This window comes from Streptomyces sp. 6-11-2, from assembly GCF_006540305.1.
Classification (GTDB): domain Bacteria; phylum Actinomycetota; class Actinomycetes; order Streptomycetales; family Streptomycetaceae; genus Streptomyces.
Genome location: NZ_BJOR01000001.1, coordinates 3,528,419 through 3,546,600, shown reverse-complemented (window position 1 = coordinate 3,546,600; position 18,182 = coordinate 3,528,419). Strand labels below are relative to the sequence as shown.

The following is an 18,182-nucleotide window of genomic DNA, read 5'->3' as shown; positions in this document are numbered from 1 at the left end:
AGCTCCCTCGGCCTAGTACGAGAAGGCCATCGGCTTGTCGGCGTCACGCTCGTCGCCGCCGATCTTCGTGGGCGGGTTGAGGTCGGCCTCCGTGAGCTCGGGCGGGCCGCCCTTCACGTACTTCACCAGCAGCTTGACCTCGATCACGGCGAGGACGGCGTAGAGCAGCGTGAAGACGGTCATCGAGGTGAGGACCTCGCCCTGGGAGACACCGGGGGAGACCGCGTGCCGGGTCTGCAGCACGCCGTAGACGACCCACGGCTGGCGGCCCATCTCGGTGAAGATCCAGCCCCAGGAGTTGGCGATCAGCGGGAAGGCCAGCGTCCAGATCGCGATGCGCCAGTACCAGGTGGTCAGCCGCGGGCCGAGTGCCTTGTTCGGCAGCAGCACCAGATGGGGCACCTCGTCGTCACCGACCCGCAGACGCTGCGGCAGCAGGAACTTCTTGCGGGTCAGCCACAGTCCCGCGAGGCCGATGGCGAAGGACGCCATGCCGAACCCGATCATCCAGCGGAATCCCCAGTAGGCGACGGGGATGTTGGGCCGGTAGTCGCCGGGCCCGAACTTCTCTTGCTCGGCCTTGTTGACGTCGTTGATGCCGGGGACGTAGGAGGTGAAGTCGTCGTTGGCCAGGAAGGACAGCAGGCCGGGGACCTCGATGGCCACCGTGTTGTGGCCCTTGTCCACGTCGCCGTAGGCGAAGACCGAGAACGGCGCCGGCTCCTGTCCGTCCCACAGCGCCTCGGCCGCGGCCATCTTCATCGGCTGCTGCTTGAACATGACCTTGCCGAGCACGTCACCGCTGACCGCGGTGAGCAGGCCGGCGATGACGACCGTGATCAGGCCGAGCCGCAGCGAGGTCTTCATCTCGCGCACGTGCTTCTTGCGGGCGAGGTGGTAGGCGGCGATGCCGACCATGAAGGCGCCACCGGTCAGGAAGGCGGCGGAGAGCGTGTGGAACGCCTGGCTGAGCGCCGTGTTCTGGGTCAGCACCGCCCAGAAGTCGGTGAGTTCGGCGCGCCCCTTGGCCTCGTTGATCCGGTAGCCGACGGGGTGCTGCATCCACGAGTTGGCCGCGAGGATGAAGTACGCCGACAGAATCGTGCCGAGCGACACCATCCACATGCAGGCCAGGTGGATCTTCTTGGGCAGCTTGTCCCAGCCGAAGATCCACAGTCCGATGAACGTGGACTCGAAGAAGAACGCGATCAGTGCCTCGAAGGCGAGCGGGGCGCCGAAGATGTCACCGACGAAGCGCGAGTAGTCCGACCAGTTCATGCCGAACTGGAATTCCTGCACGATGCCGGTGACCACGCCCATGGCGATGTTGATCAGGAAGAGCTTGCCCCAGAACTTGGTGGCCCTGAGGTACTTCTCCTTCTCCGTGCGCACCCAGGCGGTCTGCAGTCCGGCCGTCAGGGCGGCCAGCGAGATCGTCAGGGGAACGAACAGGAAGTGGTAGACGGTCGTGATGCCGAACTGCCAGCGCGCCAGTGTCTCCGGCGCCAAAGCCAGGTTCACGTCGTCACTCTCCTTACGTCACCGCGATCACGGCGGCGGTTCATCCCGATGTGCCCTGCACAACAGGCAACAATCGGACCCGCTTGTGAACGCGTTCACATTCACAAGCAATTATGGCGCACCTGTTTTCGAACAGCGAAGGGGGGTCCCCCAAGTCCTGGGGGGACCCCCTCCTCACGAGATGCCGCGACACCCTCGGCCGACCGAGGGCCGGCTCGGATCAGACCTGCCGGACCGGGCCAGACCGCATCAGACCTGCCGGACGAAACCTGCCGGGCCAGACCCGACCCGACCGGACCGGACCGGACCGGACCGGACCGGACCGGATCAGACCTCCTTGCGGAACGCCTCCGCCGTCTTCAGGAAGATGTCGTTCGCCTCGGTCTCCCCGACGGTGACCCGCACGCCCTCGCCCGGGAACGGCCGGACCACCACGCCGGCCCGCTCGCAGGCCTGGGCGAAGGAGACCGTCCGCTCCCCCAGCCGCAGCCACACGAAGTTGGCGTGCGTCTCGGGCACCGTCCAGCCCTGGGAACGCAGCGCGTCGACCACACGGGTGCGCTCGCACACCAGCGAGCCGACCCGGCCCAGCAGTTCGTCCTCGGCGCGCAGCGAGGCGATCGCCGCCTCCTGCGCCAGCTGGCTCACCCCGAACGGCACGGCCGTCTTGCGCAGCGCCGCCGCCACCGGCTCGTGGGCGATGGCGAAGCCGACGCGCAGCCCGGCGAGGCCGTACGCCTTCGAGAACGTGCGCAGCACGCAGACGTTCGGCCGGTCACGGTAGAGCGTCACCCCGTCCGGCACCTCGACATCGCGGATGAACTCGCGGTAGGCCTCGTCCAGGACCACCAGCACGTCGGAGGGCACGCGGTCGAGGAACCGTTCCAGCTCGGCCCGCCGCACCACCGTGCCGGTCGGGTTGTTCGGGTTGCAGACGAAGATCAGACGCGTGCGTTCGGTGATCGCGTCCGCCATCGCGTCCAGGTCGTGCACATCGCCCGGCGTCAGCGGGACCCGCACGGAGGCCGCCCCGCTGATCTGCGTGATGATCGGGTACGCCTCGAAGGAGCGCCAGGCGTACATGACCTCGTCGCCGGGGCCGCTGGTGGCCTGGATCAGCTGCTGGGCGACACCGACGGAACCGGTGCCCGTGGCCACGTGCGAGGCCGGCACGGCGAAGCGCTCGGCCAGCTCGTTGGTCAGGGCCGTGCACGCCATGTCCGGGTAGCGGTTGAAGGAGGAGGCGGCCGCCGTCACCCTCTCCATGACCCCCGGCAGCGGCGGGTAGGGGTTCTCGTTCGAGGACAGCTTGTACGCCACCGGACCGCCGGCCGCGGCGGGCTTCCCCGGCTTGTAGGTGGGGATACCCTCCAGCTCGGCACGCAGCTTCGGGCTTGTCTCGCTCACCGCAGTCCTCCTCGTGACCACCACCGGCATCCAATACTGCACACCTTATGAGGATTGGACGCCGCTGCGTATGGGTCGGAAGCCATCACTCGTGCGCGAGGCCGACCTCGTCTGTCTCACCGACATCCGGGGCGTCTTCATATGAATGCGTATGAAATGGGGGGCGCGTCCACATATATCTATGCGCCGGTGGCTTGCGCCGTGGCGCGCATCCCTCGTGAAGGTGAGTTGAGACCTCTTCGAGACATCGGGGGGTCGGCAGGCCCATACGTGCCACCACGTCACGTCCTAACATGACACCGGGTAACTGCCATGGTTTCAAAGGCACTTGGGCCACAACGACCATGCAGAAACGTGCCTGTCAACGCGTGCATATGCGTCCGCACTACCCCACCGCAAGAGCCCTACTATCGGCTCGCCATGACAGCAGCAGGGAAGCACCAGGTGAGCCGCGCGGAAACCTCACGCCGAGGGAGCCGGCCGGGCCGGGCGGGCATCAGAGACGTGGCCGCCGCCGCCGGAGTGTCCATCACGACCGTCTCCGACGCCCTCAACGGCAAGGGGCGCCTCCCCGACGCCACCCGGCGCCATGTCCGCGAGGTCGCCGACCGGCTGGGGTACCGCCCCTCGGCCGCGGCCCGCACCCTCCGTACCGGCAAGTCGGGCCTCATCGGCCTGACCGTGACGACGTACGGGGATGAACCTTTCACCTTCACCGAGTTCGCGTACTTCGCCGAGATGGCCCGCGCCGCCACCTCGGCCGCGCTCGCCCGCGGCTACGCCCTGGTCATCCTGCCCGCGACCTCGCGCCACGACGTGTGGTCGAACGTCGCCCTGGACGGCACGGTCGTCATCGACCCCTCCGACCAGGACCCGGTCGTCGGCGAGCTGGTGCGGCAGGGCTTACCGGTGGTCAGCGACGGCCGCCCGGCCGGCGCGCTCCCGGTCACCGCCTGGGTCGACAACGACCACGAAGCCGCAGTCCTCGGCATCCTCGACCACCTCGCCGAGGCCGGCGCCCGCCGTATCGGCCTGCTCACCGGCACCACGACGGACACCTACACCCACCTGTCGACGACCGCCTACCTCCAGTGGTGCAAGCGCGTCGGCCAGGACCCGGTGTACGAGGCCTACCCCGCCCACGACCCGTGCGCGGGCGCCGTCGCCGCCGACCGACTGCTGGCCCGCCCCGACCGGCCCGACGCCGTCTACGGACTGTTCGACCCCAACGGCACCGATCTGCTCGCCGCCGCCCGCCGCTACGGCCTGCGCGTCCCCGAGGACCTGCTGCTGGTGTGCTGCAGCGAGTCCACGGTGTACGCCAGCACCGAGCCGCCCATCACCACGCTCTCCCTGAAGCCGCGCCGGATCGGCACGGCGGTCGTCCAGCTCCTCATCGACGCCATCGAAGGGGTCGAGTCGGACCAACCGGTCGAGCAGGTCATACCGACCGAGCTGATCGTGCGGACCTCGTCCCAGCGGCGCACCCGGCGCAGGACGATCAGCCCGCCCCGCGCGTCGGAGGACCGCTAGGGCACGGGTGGCCGCGAGATGACCCGGCACACGGGTGGCCGCGGGATTGCCGAAGACTGCCCAATCGGGGCGAAAGCCACGGTGAACCGGAGTCCAGTCCCGATTCACCACCCCTGGGTCATCACATGGCGCGATCCGCGTTCCTATGATGGGCCCACGACACCGCGGGCCGCTGCGACCAGGCAGTCCGAAGCGGTGCACAGGCGGCGCGATGGTGGAGGGGTCGATGACTCAGGGGGCCGGTCAGGGACCCGAAGTGGAGCGGACGGCTACGCTGCGCGACTTCCGGGTTCCCGCGTACGTGAACGAGACCGGTCCGTACGCCCACGGCACGCAGCCCGCCGAAACGGTCCGGCCGCCCGAGGAGGCCCCCGCGGCTCCCGCGGCTCCCAGGGAGGGCTACCCGGCCGCGTACACGCCCACCGAGCGCGACCTGCCGGTCATCAAGCGCGGTGACACGCATCAGGTGGCGGTCGACCCGGTCTCCACGCCGACCCGGCAGTCCGCCACCCGCCCGGGTCCCCTCTACGTCGTCGGTGACGTGCACGGCTACCTGGATCAGCTGGTCGCCGCGCTCCAGGAGAAGGGGCTCGTCGACTCCGCCGGCCAATGGTGCGCGGGCACCGCGCGGCTGTGGTTCCTCGGCGACTTCACCGACCGCGGCCCGGACGGCATCGGCGTCATCGACCTCGTGATGCGGCTGTCCGCGGAGGCGGCCGCGGCCGGCGGCTACTGCAAGGCCCTCATGGGCAACCACGAGCTGCTGCTGCTCGGCGCCAAACGGTTCGGCGACACCCCCGTCAACTCCGGCGCGGGCACCGCGACCTTCCAGGCGGCCTGGCTGCTCAACGGCGGCCAGAAGTCCGACATGGACCGCCTCCAGGACCACCACCTGCAGTGGATGGCCCGGCTCGACGCCGTCGAGGCGGTCGACGGCTACCTGCTCGTGCACTCCGACACCACCTCCTACCTCGACTACGGTGCCTCGATCGAAGAGGTCAACGACACCGTCCGCGAGACGCTCACCCGCAACGACGCGAACGAAGTCTGGGATCTGTTCCGCAAGTTCACCAAGCGCTTCTCCTTCCGTGACGAGGGCGGCGCCGACGCCGTGCGCTCCCTGCTCGATACGTACGGCGGCACCCGCATCGTTCACGGCCACAGCCCCATTCCCTATCTGCTGGGCGAAGTCGGCTCCGAGGACGGCGAGGAGTCCGCGGGTCCGGTCGTGGAGGGGCCGCACGTCTACGCCGACGGACTCGCCATCGCGATGGACGGCGGCGTGACCATGGCCGGAAAACTGCTGGTCCAGCAACTGCCCCTCGACAACTGACCGTTCACCGGGCAGCCCGCCTGTCGAGACGACCGCGCAGGTCGGCACCCAATTTGTGGAAACCCCCTGTCACCGCGCGCCGTCACGGCTCTACCATCGGCTTATCCGTAGCAGGCTCCCCTCCGTTTCTGCCCGACGGCTCGCCGCCATGCGAGCCCCAAGCCCTACGGAGCATCGGGGGATGCACATGAACAGCGTTCCGCAGCACCTGCTGAGCGAGGACCGCCAGGAATACGAGCGGATCCTCGATGAGGCGCTGCGCTCCGCCCCACACCACCCGGAACTGGCCGCTGCCGGACAGCGGCTCAACTCGGAACAACTGCGGACCATGGCGCTGAGCGCCACCGCCGTCATAACGGCGGCCGCGGCGACCGAGTACCACCACTACGTCAAGGTCCGCGAGGAACTGCGCCGGCCGGCGCCGGCCGTCCCGTCCTCCCTCATCGAAGCCGACTCGGCCGAGCCGGGCGGGCCCCTCCGACCAGCCGCCACCATGGGCGAGGTCGCCGAGACTCACGGCGCGGGCGCGGGTGCCGTCGTCGCGGTGCTCGCCCCCGTCCTCGCCGGGACCGCCGCGGCCCTCTTCCTGCTCGTCGGCTACATCCTGAGGATGCTGGACCCGACCCAGGCGTTCGCCCAGTCCATGATCACCGCGGGCTGGGTGTTCGGTGCCCTGACCGCGGCCGCGATCCTCGCCGCCGCCGCCGGACTCCTGCTCACCGCGCTGCGCAACCGCCCCTCGCTCGACAGCGGCGCCTACGCCGAACTGGGCGAGGAGGTCGCCCAGGCCAGGGAAGCCTGGCAGGAGGCCCTGCTCGAACGGGGCATCCTGCCGTTCCTGCGCGACGCGCTCGCCGAGCCCCGCTCCCCCGCACCGGGGCATACGGGCCCGGCGGCACCGACCGGCCGCATGCCGCAACTCGGCTATGGCCGACCAGGTTTCAGCAGCCCGGACGACGGAGCCCCGAGCCGCCGCCCGCGCTTCTCCAGTCCCGACTTCAGCAGCCCGGACTTCGGAGGCCCGGACCACCAACCGGAGTAACCAGCGCCCCGCGCCCTCACCCCGGCCAGGACCGCACCCTCGCCCCCAGGGCCCGGCGCGCGCGCCCCGCCACCCCGTCCCGCACCTGCCGGGCCGGGGCGCCGGGGACGCCCGCACACGGCGAGCCCACGCAGGCCATTCAGAGCAGCCGTGGTTCAGGCAGACAGTCGACCACGACTACGACACACACGAGATTTCCGGTGCTCGAGCGCCCCAGCCACCACGCCGTTGGGCCGACCGAACAGCGGCAAAGGGAGCGGTGCCCTTGCCTGCTCGCCAAGAGCACCGCCCGCCATGCATCAGTCGGCGATCGGCAGGTACACCCGGTTACCCGCCTGCGCGAACTCCTTCGACTTCTGCGCCATCCCCTCGGCGATCTCGGCCCGGCTGGCACCGTGTTCACGACGGATGTCCTGCGAGATCTTCATCGAGCAGAACTTAGGGCCGCACATCGAGCAGAAGTGGGCCGTCTTGGCAGGTTCCGCCGGGAGGGTCTCGTCGTGGAACTCCCGTGCCGTGTCCGGGTCGAGGGAGAGGTTGAACTGGTCCTCCCACCGGAACTCGAAGCGGGCGTCGGACAGTGCGTCGTCCCACTCCTGCGCGCCCGGGTGCCCCTTGGCGAGGTCGGCCGCGTGGGCGGCGATCTTGTAGGTGATGACACCGGTCTTGACGTCGTCACGGTTGGGCAGCCCCAGGTGCTCCTTGGGCGTGACGTAGCAGAGCATGGCCGTGCCCCACCAGGCGATCATCGCGGCGCCGATGCCGGAGGTGATGTGGTCGTACGCCGGGGCGACGTCCGTCGTCAGCGGGCCGAGCGTATAGAACGGAGCCTCATCGCAGATCTCCTGCTGAAGGTCGATGTTCTCCTTGATCTTGTGCATCGGGACATGGCCCGGGCCCTCGATCATGGTCTGTACGTCCAAACGCCTGGCGATCCGGCCGAGTTCCCCGAGCGTGCGCAGTTCCGCGAACTGTGCCTCGTCGTTGGCGTCCGCGATCGAGCCGGGCCGGAGTCCGTCGCCCAACGAGTACGTGACGTCGTAGGCCGCGAGGATCTCGCAGAGCTCCTCGAAGTTCTCGTAGAGGAACGACTCCTTGTGGTGCGCCAGGCACCAGGCGGCCATGATCGAGCCGCCGCGCGAGACGATGCCGGTCTTTCGGTTCGCGGTCAGCGGCACGTAGGCGAGGCGTACACCGGCGTGGACGGTCATGTAGTCCACGCCCTGCTCGGCCTGCTCGATGACGGTGTCCTTGTAGATCTCCCAGGTCAGCTCCTCGGCCTTGCCGTCCACCTTCTCCAGAGCCTGGTAGAGCGGGACCGTGCCGATGGGGACGGGGGAGTTGCGCAGCACCCACTCACGAGTGGTGTGGATGTTGCGGCCGGTGGAGAGGTCCATGACCGTGTCGGCGCCCCAGCGGGTCGCCCAGGTCATCTTCTCCACCTCCTCCTCGATGGAGGAGGACACCGCGGAGTTTCCGATATTGGCGTTGACCTTCACCAGGAACCGCTTGCCGATGATCATCGGCTCGATCTCCGGGTGGTTGACGTTGGCCGGCAGCACCGCGCGGCCCGCCGCGATCTCCTCGCGGACGGTCTCGGGAGCAACGTTCTCCCGGATGGCCACGAACTCCATCTCCGGCGTGATCTCCCCGCGGCGCGCGTAGGCGAGCTGCGTCACCGCTCCTCCGTCGCGGCCGCGGCGCGGCTGGCGCGGCCGCCCCGGGAACACCGCGTCGAGGTTGCGCAGACCGCCGCGTGGCGAGGTGTGCTTGATCCCGTCGTCCTCGGGACGGACGGGACGGCCCGCGTACTCCTCGGTGTCGCCGCGGGCCACGATCCAGTTCTCGCGCAACGGCGGCAGGCCCCTGCGGACATCGGTACCGACGAGTGGATCGGTGTACGGGCCGGAGGTGTCGTACAGCGTGACGGACTGCCCGTTGGTGAGGTGCACCTGACGGACCGGCACTCGCAGATCGGGGCGTGAGCCCTCCACGTAGCCCTTGTGCCAGCCGATGGACTTCCCGGCCTCCCCGTCGGAAGCGTCGGAAGCGGTCCGCTCCGCGTCGCTGGAGATCTGATCGGAGGCAGGCGTGCGTACGTCCTTGTTGGTCATGAGACCTACTCCCTACGCCGGCATTACCCGGTAACAGGTTCGGCGGTCGACGCAGCGGATTCCGCCTGCCGGCGTTTCCTGTGAAACATCGCACGTTCCACGTGAAACATCGCAAAGACGGAGGTCAGCGCCCTCTCAGCCCGGTGCTCCGAGCTCCCGCGTGTGCAAAGGTGCCTCCACGCTAACGTCATTTGTGGCGCGGTGAACAGTGGGCCTGTGCCGTTCTTGCGATGATCGGGCGGTGACCACGACAGAGCAGTTCCCCCATCCACCGCCCGAACCCCGACGCGGACAGGACGTCCGGCACGGCCAGGAAGCCACCGCCACGGAGCACGGACACGGCCCCGCGACGGGTGGCGGGCACGGCCCGGGGAGCGGCACCGGGCACGGCCCGGGAAGCGGTGGCGGGCACGGCCACAGCCACAGCCACGGACCAGCCGCACCCGTGTCGAAGCACCTCCGCAAGGTGATCGCGGCGATCCTCATCCCGTTCGCCGCACTGGTGGCGGCCGGACTCGCGGTGCTGTGGCCCGGCGGCGCCCCGTCGCACGAGCGCACCGGTGTGGGCTTCGACCGGCAGACGCAGCAGGCCACCGTCGTCGAGGTGCTCCAGGTCAGCTGCCAGTCGGTGAACGTCTCCGGTGACACACCAACCGGCGACACGTCCACCGCCGAGGGTTCCTCCGCACAGCAGCAGCAGTCCGGGAACTGCAAGAAGGCCACGATCCGGGTGGACGGCGGCAAGGACAAGGGCCGTACCTTCACCGAGATCGTGCAGCCCGACCAGTCCCGGCAGCTGCACCAGGGCGAGAAGGTCGTGGTCGCCTACGAGCCCTCGGCACCCAAGGACTTGCAGTATTCGGTCACCGACGTCAACCGGCGCTTTCCGATGGCGCTGCTGGCCGGTCTCTTCGCACTCGCCGTCGTGGTCGTCGGGCGAATGCGGGGCGTGATGGCGCTGGTCGCGCTGGCCATCAGCTTCCTGGTGCTGAACCTCTTCGTCCTACCCGCGATCCTGCAGGGCTCGAACCCGCTGGTCGTGGCGGTGGTGGGGGCCAGCGCCATCATGCTGATCGCGCTGTACATGTGTCACGGCCTGTCCGCCCGTACCTCGGTCGCGGTGCTCGGCACGCTGATCTCGCTGATGCTGATCGGCTTCCTGGGCTCGCTGTTCATCGGCTGGGCCGCGCTGACCGGCAACACCGACGACAGCACCGGTCTGATCCACGGCCTGTATCCGTCGATAGACATGAGCGGCCTGTTGCTCGCCGGTGTCATCATCGGCTCGCTCGGCGTCCTGGACGATGTGACGGTGACACAGACCTCGGCGGTCTGGGAGCTGCACGAGGCCAACCCCGCGATGGGCTGGCGCGGGCTGTACCGCGCGGGCATCCGTATCGGACGCGACCACATCGCCTCCGTCGTCAACACCCTCGTCCTCGCGTACGCGGGTGCCGCGCTCCCGCTGCTGCTGCTGTTCTCCATCGCGCAGAGCAGCGTGACGACCGTCGCCACCAGTGAGCTCGTCGCGGAGGAGATCGTGCGCACGCTGGTGGGCTCGATCGGTCTGGTCGCCTCCGTTCCGGTCACCACGGCGCTGGCGGCACTCGTGGTCTCGGCCGACCGCACGGGACGGACGCAGGCCGCGGCACAGGCCACGCTGCCCGCTCCGGCGCGCGGTGGAAGGGGCAGGCGCCGCAGGCGCTGACTGCGTACGCGGAGGCTCCTTGGGCGGCCGACGAAGCGTTCCTGCACCCCCTGAGGCCGTGGCGAAGCGTTACACCACCGCCGCGTCCGCTGCCGTACCCCTCAGCCCGCGCTCTGTTCCTCCGCCAGGATGCGGTCCAGGGCTTCGTCGAGGTGGGCGTCGAAGTCGGCCAGCGCACCCTCCTGCCCCAGGGGCACCAGCTTGTCCGTACGGTCCAGGAACGCCACCAGCGGCGCCGTCGAGGAGCGGAACAGCGCCCGGTCCCCGCCGACCTGAAGCCGGATCAGGACCTCGCTCAGCGAGTCGCGGCCGGCCGGTGAGATGCGCACGTCACCGTCCCCGCACGGCGTCCCCACCCCGTCGATCAGCAGCTCTCGCCCGAACGCCCAGGTCACCGGGGCGTCTCCCGGCAGATGGAAGGTCAGCCGCACGGCATAGGGATCACAGGTCTCGTACCGCAACTCCACCGGGATGCGGAAGGAGAGCTCCTCGGACACGAGAAAGCTCATCATGACCTCTGCCTGTACGGACTCGCGCATCGCTACCCCGTTGTTTGCCGTCGACTGGCCGGGAATCCATCCCGTAACAATGGTGCATCTTGCTGAACGTACACATCAGATCACAAGGAGTGAGTTTTCAGATACTGATAGAGAGCGCCAGGGAGCCCAGACGCCGTCCCACCTCGTGTTGCAGCCGGCGTGCGGCGGGCAGCAGCCGGTCCGCCTGATGGGCCGGCAGGGAGAGGGCCATCGCGGCCGCCGTGGTGCCCACCGTGATGGGAATCGCCGCGCACACCGCCCCCAGCGCGTACTCCTGCCGCTCGGTCACCGGCTCCATCGGCCGGGCCCGTTCCAGGCGCCGCAGCACGGTGTGCTCGTCACGGACCGTGTACGGGGTGAGGGACTGCACGGGGTAGCGGTCGAGGTGATCGCGGCGGCCCCTGTCGTCCAGCTGGGACAGCAGGCACTGGCCGATCGCGTGCGCGTGCCCGGTCTCGCGGAAGCCGGCCCATTCCTCGACCGCCGGAATGGCCGCGGTGGCGGAGACGCACATGAGCTCGATCTCGCCCTCGCGGTACATCGCGTAGTACAGCGGCGCACCGATGGCATCCCGCCACTGGGCGAGCGCCTCGACGATCGTGGTGCGACGTTTCTGCGCCGCTCCGCTGCTACTCAGCCGCTCGGCGGCCTCACCCAGGAAGAACAGACCCCGGTCGCGGCGCAGATAGCCCTCGTGGACGAGGGTGCGCAGCAGGTGGTAGGCGGTAGGCAGGGCCAGACCCGTCTCACGGGCGAGCTGCTTGGCGGGCGCTCCGTGCTCGTGCCGCGCGACGGTCTCCAGCAGGCGCATCGCGCGCTGCACGGATCCGATGAGGGTCGGGGGCTGCTGGGGCCTCGGCTGCTCCGGGACCGTGGCCCTGGGCCGTTCCAACGGGGCCGACGAACGCGGCTGCGCCGGGAGGGCCGTCGAGCGGGACGGCCCCCGGGGTGCGGGCGGCGCGTGCCGTTCTGCGGGTGCGGTGTCAACCGTGGCCAAGGGGTCACTCCCGTAGCGCGAGGGGGGCAGCCGTGCGGGGAACACGAATGGGGGGTGTACGCCGCCCGCGGGGGCCGGCCCCCGCGTCGATCTCCGGACCTTATCCGCCTGTCACCGCACACGGACGGCTTGTCCGGGAAACTTCCCTCCCGCGAGGGAACCGGCGACTCCCGTTACCGGTTCACCGGTACCCCCTGGCACTCACCAGTCGCTGCGTGAGGACGACCCCGCCATGAACTTCCGCACGATGTAGATCAGTCCGCCGACCAGCGCGACGAAGATCAGCACCTTGAACAGCAGCCAGACCACGAAGCCGATCACGCTCGCTATCACGCCGCCGAAGACGACCAGAGCGATGACGGGCACCGCGATCCACTTCACCCACCACGGCAGACTCGCGAAGATCTCTCGCATTGCCCTCGTCCTCATCTCTCCGCCGGCGCGGTGCCGGGCCCTGTCGGCATCCCGCACTCCCCGGTGCGGGCCCTGTCGATGTTCTGCACTCGATGCTAGAGCCGGGAGGGCGCCCCGCGGAGCCCTCGCACCCCTTGTCCTGCCCTGACCGGTCCCCTAGGGAACCCCGAGACGCCGCCTCAGGCTTCCGGGGGAGAGAACACCACCAGGACCCTCAGATCCTCGCTGATGTGGTGGAACTTGTGGGCGACTCCGGCCGGCACGTACACCACGCTGCCGCGGGCCACCTCGGTCGTCTCCAGACCGACGGTGATCGAGGCGCGGCCGCTCACGACGAAGTACACCTCGTCCTGGTTGTGCGGCTTCTGCGGGTCGTGCTCGCCCGCGTTGAGCGCGTACAGACCGACCGACATGTTCCGCTCGCGCAGGAACTGAAGGTAGGCGCCCTCGTTGGCGGCTCGCTCCGCCTCCAGTTCGTCCAGCCGGAATGCCTTCATCGCCCTCGCCCGTACTCGTAGTCGATCTGGTCTGCCACGATCAGACACATGAAGAATTTCGTAGTCAAGACGATCGCCAACGCGGGCGCCCTGGCGGTCGCCGTGTGGCTGCTCGACAAAATCACTCTGACCGGCGACAGCACCGCCAAGAAGGCCGGCACGCTGATCGTCGTCGCTCTGATCTTCGGGCTGGTGAACTTCCTGGTCAAGCCGATCGTGAAGGTACTGACCTTCCCGTTGTTCATCCTGACGCTGGGCCTGATCACCCTGGTGGTCAACGCTCTGATGCTGCTGCTGACGTCGTGGGTGTGCGGCAAGCTCAACCTGAGCTTCCACGTCGAGGGCTTCTGGACGGCCGTCCTGGGCGGCCTGATCGTCTCGGTCGTCTCCTGGGCGCTGAACCTGGTTCTGCCGGACGAGGACTGAACCGAGGGGCCGAGGGAGCGCCCCGAGGGGGAAGTGGGCGGCGGGTCACGCAGCGCTCGCCGCAGGACGACAGCAAGCGAAGGAAGGCAGAGCGGTATGAACGACTCCGCTGCGGACGACCCGAACGGCACCCGGGAGCAGTCCCGTTTCCCCACCGGGGCCGGTGACGGCACGCGTGCGGTGCGGGCCGGGCTGCCCGAGCCGGTCAAGCACGAACCGACACTTCCGGGACCGGTGTTCGCCGCCCACTTCCATCTGCCGGGCGACCCCACGGGCCCCTACACCTACGGCCGCGACGAGAACCCGACCTGGACGCTGCTGGAGCGCGCCATCGGCGAGCTGGAGGCACCCGGGCAGGACGGCGTCGAGACGCTCGTGTTCGCCTCCGGCATGGCCGCCATCTCGTCGGTGCTCTTCTCCCAACTGCGCGCGGGGGACGCGGTGGTGCTGCCCAGCGACGGCTACCAGGCGCTGCCCCTGGTGCGTGAGCAGCTCCAGGAGTACGGGATCGAGGTACGCACGGCGCCGACCGGCGGGGACGCCCAGCTCGACGCGCTGGACGGGGCACGGCTGCTGTGGATCGAGTCCCCGTCGAACCCGGGGCTGGACGTGTGCGACATCCGGCGGCTGGTCGAGGTGGCACACGCGCGTGGCGCCCTGGTCGCCGTGGACAACACCCTGGCGACCCCGCTCGGGCAGCGGCCGTTGGCGCTGGGCGCGGACTTCTCCGTGGCCAGCGGCACCAAGCAGCTCAGCGGACACGGCGACATCCTGCTGGGATACGTCGTCGGCCGCGGCGGTGCGGCCATGGCGGCCGTACGCCGCTGGCGCAAGATCGTCGGTGCCATCCCGGGACCGATGGAGGCCTGGCTCGCCCATCGTTCGATCGCCACCCTGCACCTGCGCGTCGACCGGCAGAACGCCTCCGCCCTCGCTCTCGCCGAGGCGCTGCGTGGCCGGCCCGAGGTGACCGGGCTGCGCTACCCCGGGCTGCCCGACGACCCCTCCCACAAGATCGCCTCACGGCAGATGCGGCGCTACGGGTGCGTGGTGTCCTTCACGCTGCCCACACGTGCGCGTGCCGAGCGCTTTCTCGACGCGCTGCGACTCGTGGACCCCGCGACGAGCTTCGGCGGAGTGCGCTCCACGGCCGAGCGGCGAGGACGGTGGGGCGGTGACGCGGTGCCGGAGGGCTTCATCCGGATGTCCGTCGGTGCGGAGGACCCCGAGGACCTGGTGGCGGATGTGCTGCGGGCGCTGGACGAGTCGGCCGAGCCGGCTCACTGACCGCTTCCCGGACGCCGGCCGGTCCCCGGCGGGCGCCTGACAGGTCTCCTGCGAGTGCCGGCGGTCTCCGTCCGTTTCCGTCCGTGCACAGCGGGCGGTCCGAGCCTCCCCCCTCGTGGCTCGGACCGCCCTCGGTTCCGCGCGCGAAGAACCGCGCGAACAAGGCTAGTTGACTCTGTGTCAGTGTCCAATCACAGTAGCGACAGAGACCTATCGACATATTTATAGTTGGGCGGGGCCGGGGGGCCGTACAAAAGGGCACCAAGAGGGGTGGGCGTGCCATGGATCTGGCATTGCTGCGCACGTTCGTGACCGTGCACCGAGCGGGCTCCTTCACCCGCGCCGCGGCACTCCTCGGTCTCTCCCAGCCGGCCGTCACCTCCCAGATCCGCACGTTGGAACGGCAGTTGGGACGTCCCCTGTTCCTGCGCCAGGCCCGCGGTGTGACGCCCACGACCATCGGCGACGAACTCGCGCACAAGGCCGCGCCGCATCTGGACGCGCTCGTGGAGATCACCGAGACCGGCCTGGACGACGAGTCCTCCCTGCGCACGCTGCATCTGGCCGGGCCGCCGGAGTTCATCGCCGAGCGGGCCCTGCCCGCGCTGACCGGGCTGACCGGCGACGACGGGGAGGGCTTCGCGCTGCGCACCTCCTTCGGGACCGCCGAGGAGGCCCTGAACGGCCTGTCCGCCGGACATCACGATCTGGCCATCAGCACGGCCCGGCCCCGCGGCGGGCTGCTCACGGCGGCTCCGCTGTGCGACGAGGAGCACGTCCTGGTCGCCGCTCCGCGCTGGGCCGAGCGGATCGACCAGGCGACACCCCGCCGTACGGCCGTACCCGCCCTGGACACCGTCCCCGTGATCGAGGTCCACGAGTCGCTGCCCTTCGCCTCCCGCTACTGGGGGTCGGTCTTCGAGGCCCGGCCCGCGGCCTCCGGCACGGTGATCGTCCCCGATCTGCGCGCGGTCCTCGCCTGCGTGGTGGCGGGCGCGGGGCTCGCGGTGCTGCCCCGGTATCTGTGCACGGCCGCCCTGGGGCGGGGGGAGATCGTGCCCCTGCACGAGCCGGCGGTGCCACCGCTGCGCACCTACTTCCTCGCGGTCCGAACCGGAACGCTGGCGATGCCGCACATCGCGCGGGCCCATGAGTGGCTGCTGCGGGCGGCCACCGCCTGGTGCTGAGCAGAGAAGAAAGGAGGACAGGGGAGGGCAAGGGAACACGGGGCAGGAGAAGGGCGCGGCATGAGACCGGGGCGGCGTGCGATGTTTCACGTGGAACCAGCCGGGCCACATTTCTCCCATGACCGTCCGACCCGTGGTCAAGCGCACCGCCCGTGCCGTTCTCCTCGATGGTGACGACCTGATCCTGATCAAGCGCACCAAGCCCGGTGTCGATCCCTACTGGGTCACTCCCGGTGGCGGGGTCGAGCCCGGGGACGCGACCGTCGTCGACGCTCTGCACCGCGAGGTGCACGAGGAACTCGGCGCCAAGATCACCGACGTGGTGCCCTGCTTCGTGGACACCGTGGAGCACATCGGCGAGGACGGCGGCGCGACCGGTGTGAAGGTGCAGCACTTCTTCGTCTGCCGGCTGGAGTCCATGAACCTCTCCCAGCGACATGGCCCCGAAGTGGACCAGCCCGCCGGCGAGTACGAGATCGTACGGGTGCCGTTCACACGGGTCGGCATCGCCTCCGTCCATCTGGTTCCGCTGTCCCTGCGCCACTACCTGGACGGAAACATCGAGGGCGTGCGGGCCATGCACGCTCCCGACCTGGGCTGAGGAACGGGTCACCCGGCCGTGGCCAAAAGCACGTACGTCCGGTCCGAAACGGGTGGACGCCGAGGGGGTCCTTCGGACAGCCTGACCTGCGTGTCGACTCCTTCTCCCGCTCATTTCCCCATCCGCCGCCTGACGCTTCGCGATCTCACCGCCTGCGCCGACTTGTCCGAGGACCGGGGGTGGCCGCGGGAGGAGCACAAGTGGAGCTTTCTCCTGACGGCCGGGACGGGCTACGGCATCGACGACCCGGACGGAGGACTCGTCGCCGCGTGTGTCGTGAGCGAGTACGGACCGCAGGGCCGCCCGGATCTCGGCGCCATCGGCATGGTCCTGGTCGCCGAGCGGCATGCCCGCCAGGGCATCGGACGGCGGCTGATGCGCCACGTGGTCTCGACGATGGGCAGCACCCCTCTGACCCTCCATGCGACCCCGCTCGGCCGCCCGCTCTACGAGGAGCTGGGCTTCAAGGTCACCGGCAGGGCGGAGATGGTGGTCGGGCACTTCACACCGGACGCGTCGCGGACTCCTGTCGCCACGCGCGCGGCCACCGCCGCGGACCTCCCGGGCATCCTGCGGCTCGACGAAGAGGTGTTCGGCATTGATCGAACCCCGGCCATCACGCGACTGCCCGCGTTCGCCGACCAGTTGCGCGTCGCCGAGGAGCACGGCCGGATCATCGGGTACGCGGCGGCCTGGCCCAACATGGACACCCATGTCGTGGGTCCCCTGATCGCCCGGGACACGGAGACGGCCAAAGCCCTGATCGCCTCCCTCGCCGCCCGAACCGACCGCCGGCTGCGCACGGACATCGACGTACGCCACGAAGAGCTGCTGGCCTGGGTGACGGAACGCGGGCTGGCGCCGGTGATGCGCAATGACGTCATGATGTACGGCGTCGCGGAGTCGCCCGGGGACTGGACCCGTCGGTTCGCACCGCTCACCGTGGCGGCGGGCTGAGGCAGCCGCTCCGGGCTCATGTCTTCCCGGAGGTCCCGACTTCCGCCAAACCGGAGGGGCGCAATAGTTGCGTGCGCGCTATATCTTCAAAGGCTGTCTATCGTTGCGCTGCCCTATCCTGGATTCAGCCGCTCCGGGACGGAGGAAACGCCCATGACAGCGAGGGACCCCGCGCTGACCGCCCTGGCCCAGGGCTGGTCCGCGCTCGCCCTGCTGCACGGCAGGATCGAGACGCACATCGAGCGCGCCCTTCAGGCCGGGCACGATCTCAGCGTGCGCGAATACTCGCTGCTCGACGTGCTCAGCCGGCAACACGACGGTGAGGGCGGCCATCTGCAGATGAAGCAGGTCGCGGACGCGGTCGTCCTCAGCCAGAGCGCCACCACCCGGCTGGTCACCCGGCTCGAGGACCGCGGTCTGCTCGAGCGCTATCTGTGCCCCACGGACCGCCGCGGCATCTACACCAGCGTCACCGAAACCGGTCTCAAGCTCCTGGCCCAGGCCCGGCCGACCAACGACGGCGCCCTGCGCGAGGCACTCGACGAAGCCGCGAAGAACCCCGATCTGGCACCGCTGGTCCGGGCCGTCGAGTCCTTGCACGCGACCGCCCCGGCATAGA

The 18,182-nt window shown here is 69.6% G+C and carries 17 protein-coding genes and 1 riboswitch; of the genes, 10 read left to right on the top strand and 7 right to left on the bottom strand.

What is annotated here, in order from left to right; all coding sequences use genetic code 11:
* Positions 1–12: 12 nt before the first annotated feature.
* Both TNCT6_RS15290 and hisC read right to left on the bottom strand, forming a co-directional pair.
* Positions 13–1,521 (bottom strand): cytochrome ubiquinol oxidase subunit I, encoded by a 1,509-nt coding sequence (locus TNCT6_RS15290; protein WP_141359900.1) that lies wholly within the window; start codon positions 1,519–1,521, stop codon positions 13–15.
* Positions 1,522–1,848: 327 nt separating this feature from the next.
* Positions 1,849–2,928, bottom strand: a complete 1,080-nt coding sequence (hisC, locus tag TNCT6_RS15280) for a histidinol-phosphate transaminase (protein WP_141359898.1) — start codon at positions 2,926–2,928, stop codon at positions 1,849–1,851.
* 420 nt (positions 2,929–3,348) lie between these two features.
* Here hisC and TNCT6_RS15275 point away from each other — a divergent pair, with 420 nt between their 5' ends.
* The 3 genes from TNCT6_RS15275 (at position 3,349) to TNCT6_RS15265 (ending at position 6,836) form a co-directional block, all read left to right on the top strand.
* The gene (locus TNCT6_RS15275) at positions 3,349–4,461 is read left to right on the top strand and encodes a LacI family DNA-binding transcriptional regulator (RefSeq protein WP_141359897.1); all 1,113 of its coding nucleotides are present in this window, start codon (positions 3,349–3,351) and stop codon (positions 4,459–4,461) included.
* Positions 4,462–4,672: 211 nt separating this feature from the next.
* Complete coding sequence (locus TNCT6_RS15270; RefSeq protein ID WP_253266112.1) at positions 4,673–5,794, top strand: metallophosphoesterase; 1,122 nt, start codon at positions 4,673–4,675, stop codon at positions 5,792–5,794.
* A gap of 181 nt (positions 5,795–5,975) precedes the next feature.
* On the top strand, positions 5,976–6,836 hold the full coding sequence (locus TNCT6_RS15265) for a hypothetical protein (protein ID WP_141359895.1): 861 nt from the start codon (positions 5,976–5,978) through the stop codon (positions 6,834–6,836).
* 299 nt (positions 6,837–7,135) lie between these two features.
* Here TNCT6_RS15265 and thiC read toward each other — a convergent pair whose 3' ends face one another.
* A complete protein-coding gene (gene thiC, locus TNCT6_RS15260; protein ID WP_141359894.1) occupies positions 7,136–8,950 on the bottom strand; it encodes a phosphomethylpyrimidine synthase ThiC in 1,815 nt (604 codons plus the stop codon).
* Positions 8,943–9,120: riboswitch (TPP riboswitch) on the bottom strand. (Overlaps the previous gene by 8 nt.)
* Before the next feature lie 71 nt (positions 9,121–9,191).
* Here thiC and TNCT6_RS15255 point away from each other — a divergent pair.
* Positions 9,192–10,658 carry a YibE/F family protein gene (locus TNCT6_RS15255; protein WP_141359893.1) on the top strand — a complete coding sequence of 489 codons (1,467 nt, stop codon included), beginning with the start codon at positions 9,192–9,194 and terminating at the stop codon, positions 10,656–10,658.
* 101 nt (positions 10,659–10,759) lie between these two features.
* Here TNCT6_RS15255 and TNCT6_RS15250 read toward each other — a convergent pair whose 3' ends face one another.
* The 4 genes from TNCT6_RS15250 to TNCT6_RS15235 form a co-directional block, all read right to left on the bottom strand.
* Positions 10,760–11,197 carry an SsgA family sporulation/cell division regulator gene (locus TNCT6_RS15250; protein WP_141359892.1) on the bottom strand — a complete coding sequence of 146 codons (438 nt, stop codon included), beginning with the start codon at positions 11,195–11,197 and terminating at the stop codon, positions 10,760–10,762.
* Between the two features lie 97 nt (positions 11,198–11,294).
* Complete coding sequence (locus tag TNCT6_RS15245; protein WP_373996172.1) at positions 11,295–12,194, bottom strand: IclR family transcriptional regulator; 900 nt, start codon at positions 12,192–12,194, stop codon at positions 11,295–11,297.
* A gap of 201 nt (positions 12,195–12,395) precedes the next feature.
* Positions 12,396–12,608 carry a DUF5326 family protein gene (locus tag TNCT6_RS15240; protein ID WP_141359891.1) on the bottom strand — a complete coding sequence of 71 codons (213 nt, stop codon included), beginning with the start codon at positions 12,606–12,608 and terminating at the stop codon, positions 12,396–12,398.
* 179 nt (positions 12,609–12,787) lie between these two features.
* Positions 12,788–13,105, bottom strand: a complete 318-nt coding sequence (locus TNCT6_RS15235; RefSeq protein WP_023548672.1) for a cupin domain-containing protein — start codon at positions 13,103–13,105, stop codon at positions 12,788–12,790.
* Between the two features lie 48 nt (positions 13,106–13,153).
* Between TNCT6_RS15235 and TNCT6_RS15230 the strand changes: the two genes are divergently transcribed.
* From TNCT6_RS15230 to TNCT6_RS15205, 6 genes are all read left to right on the top strand, one after another.
* Positions 13,154–13,531, top strand: a complete 378-nt coding sequence (locus TNCT6_RS15230) for a phage holin family protein (RefSeq protein ID WP_141359890.1) — start codon at positions 13,154–13,156, stop codon at positions 13,529–13,531.
* A gap of 96 nt (positions 13,532–13,627) precedes the next feature.
* Positions 13,628–14,818, top strand: a complete 1,191-nt coding sequence (locus TNCT6_RS15225) for a cystathionine gamma-lyase (RefSeq protein WP_141359889.1) — start codon at positions 13,628–13,630, stop codon at positions 14,816–14,818.
* Positions 14,819–15,099: 281 nt separating this feature from the next.
* The gene (locus TNCT6_RS15220; RefSeq protein ID WP_141359888.1) at positions 15,100–16,005 is read left to right on the top strand and encodes a LysR family transcriptional regulator; all 906 of its coding nucleotides are present in this window, start codon (positions 15,100–15,102) and stop codon (positions 16,003–16,005) included.
* Positions 16,006–16,123: 118 nt separating this feature from the next.
* Positions 16,124–16,606 carry an NUDIX domain-containing protein gene (locus tag TNCT6_RS15215; protein ID WP_141359887.1) on the top strand — a complete coding sequence of 161 codons (483 nt, stop codon included), beginning with the start codon at positions 16,124–16,126 and terminating at the stop codon, positions 16,604–16,606.
* A 90-nt stretch (positions 16,607–16,696) separates the two neighbouring features.
* Positions 16,697–17,563 carry a GNAT family N-acetyltransferase gene (locus TNCT6_RS15210; RefSeq protein WP_141359886.1) on the top strand — a complete coding sequence of 289 codons (867 nt, stop codon included), beginning with the start codon at positions 16,697–16,699 and terminating at the stop codon, positions 17,561–17,563.
* 153 nt (positions 17,564–17,716) lie between these two features.
* Positions 17,717–18,181 (top strand): MarR family winged helix-turn-helix transcriptional regulator, encoded by a 465-nt coding sequence (locus tag TNCT6_RS15205; protein ID WP_141359885.1) that lies wholly within the window; start codon positions 17,717–17,719, stop codon positions 18,179–18,181.
* The last annotated feature ends 1 nt before the right edge of the window (position 18,182 follow it).

Bases quoted from the DNA above. Each gene is read 5' to 3' on its own strand.
- TNCT6_RS15225 (WP_141359889.1), top strand. From the start codon at position 13,628: ATGAACGACTCCGCTGCGGACGACCCGAACGGCACCCGGGAGCAGTCC.
- TNCT6_RS15240 (WP_141359891.1), bottom strand. From the start codon at position 12,608: ATGCGAGAGATCTTCGCGAGTCTGCCGTGGTGGGTGAAGTGGATCGCG.
- TNCT6_RS15275 (WP_141359897.1), top strand. From the start codon at position 3,349: ATGACAGCAGCAGGGAAGCACCAGGTGAGCCGCGCGGAAACCTCACGC.
- TNCT6_RS15205 (WP_141359885.1), top strand. From the start codon at position 17,717: ATGACAGCGAGGGACCCCGCGCTGACCGCCCTGGCCCAGGGCTGGTCC.
- TNCT6_RS15220 (WP_141359888.1), top strand. From the start codon at position 15,100: ATGGATCTGGCATTGCTGCGCACGTTCGTGACCGTGCACCGAGCGGGC.
- TNCT6_RS15235 (WP_023548672.1), bottom strand. From the start codon at position 13,105: ATGAAGGCATTCCGGCTGGACGAACTGGAGGCGGAGCGAGCCGCCAAC.
- thiC (WP_141359894.1), bottom strand. From the start codon at position 8,950: ATGACCAACAAGGACGTACGCACGCCTGCCTCCGATCAGATCTCCAGC.
- TNCT6_RS15215 (WP_141359887.1), top strand. From the start codon at position 16,124: ATGACCGTCCGACCCGTGGTCAAGCGCACCGCCCGTGCCGTTCTCCTC.
- TNCT6_RS15250 (WP_141359892.1), bottom strand. From the start codon at position 11,197: ATGCGCGAGTCCGTACAGGCAGAGGTCATGATGAGCTTTCTCGTGTCC.
- TNCT6_RS15270 (WP_253266112.1), top strand. From the start codon at position 4,673: ATGGTGGAGGGGTCGATGACTCAGGGGGCCGGTCAGGGACCCGAAGTG.
- TNCT6_RS15230 (WP_141359890.1), top strand. From the start codon at position 13,154: ATGAAGAATTTCGTAGTCAAGACGATCGCCAACGCGGGCGCCCTGGCG.
- TNCT6_RS15265 (WP_141359895.1), top strand. From the start codon at position 5,976: ATGCACATGAACAGCGTTCCGCAGCACCTGCTGAGCGAGGACCGCCAG.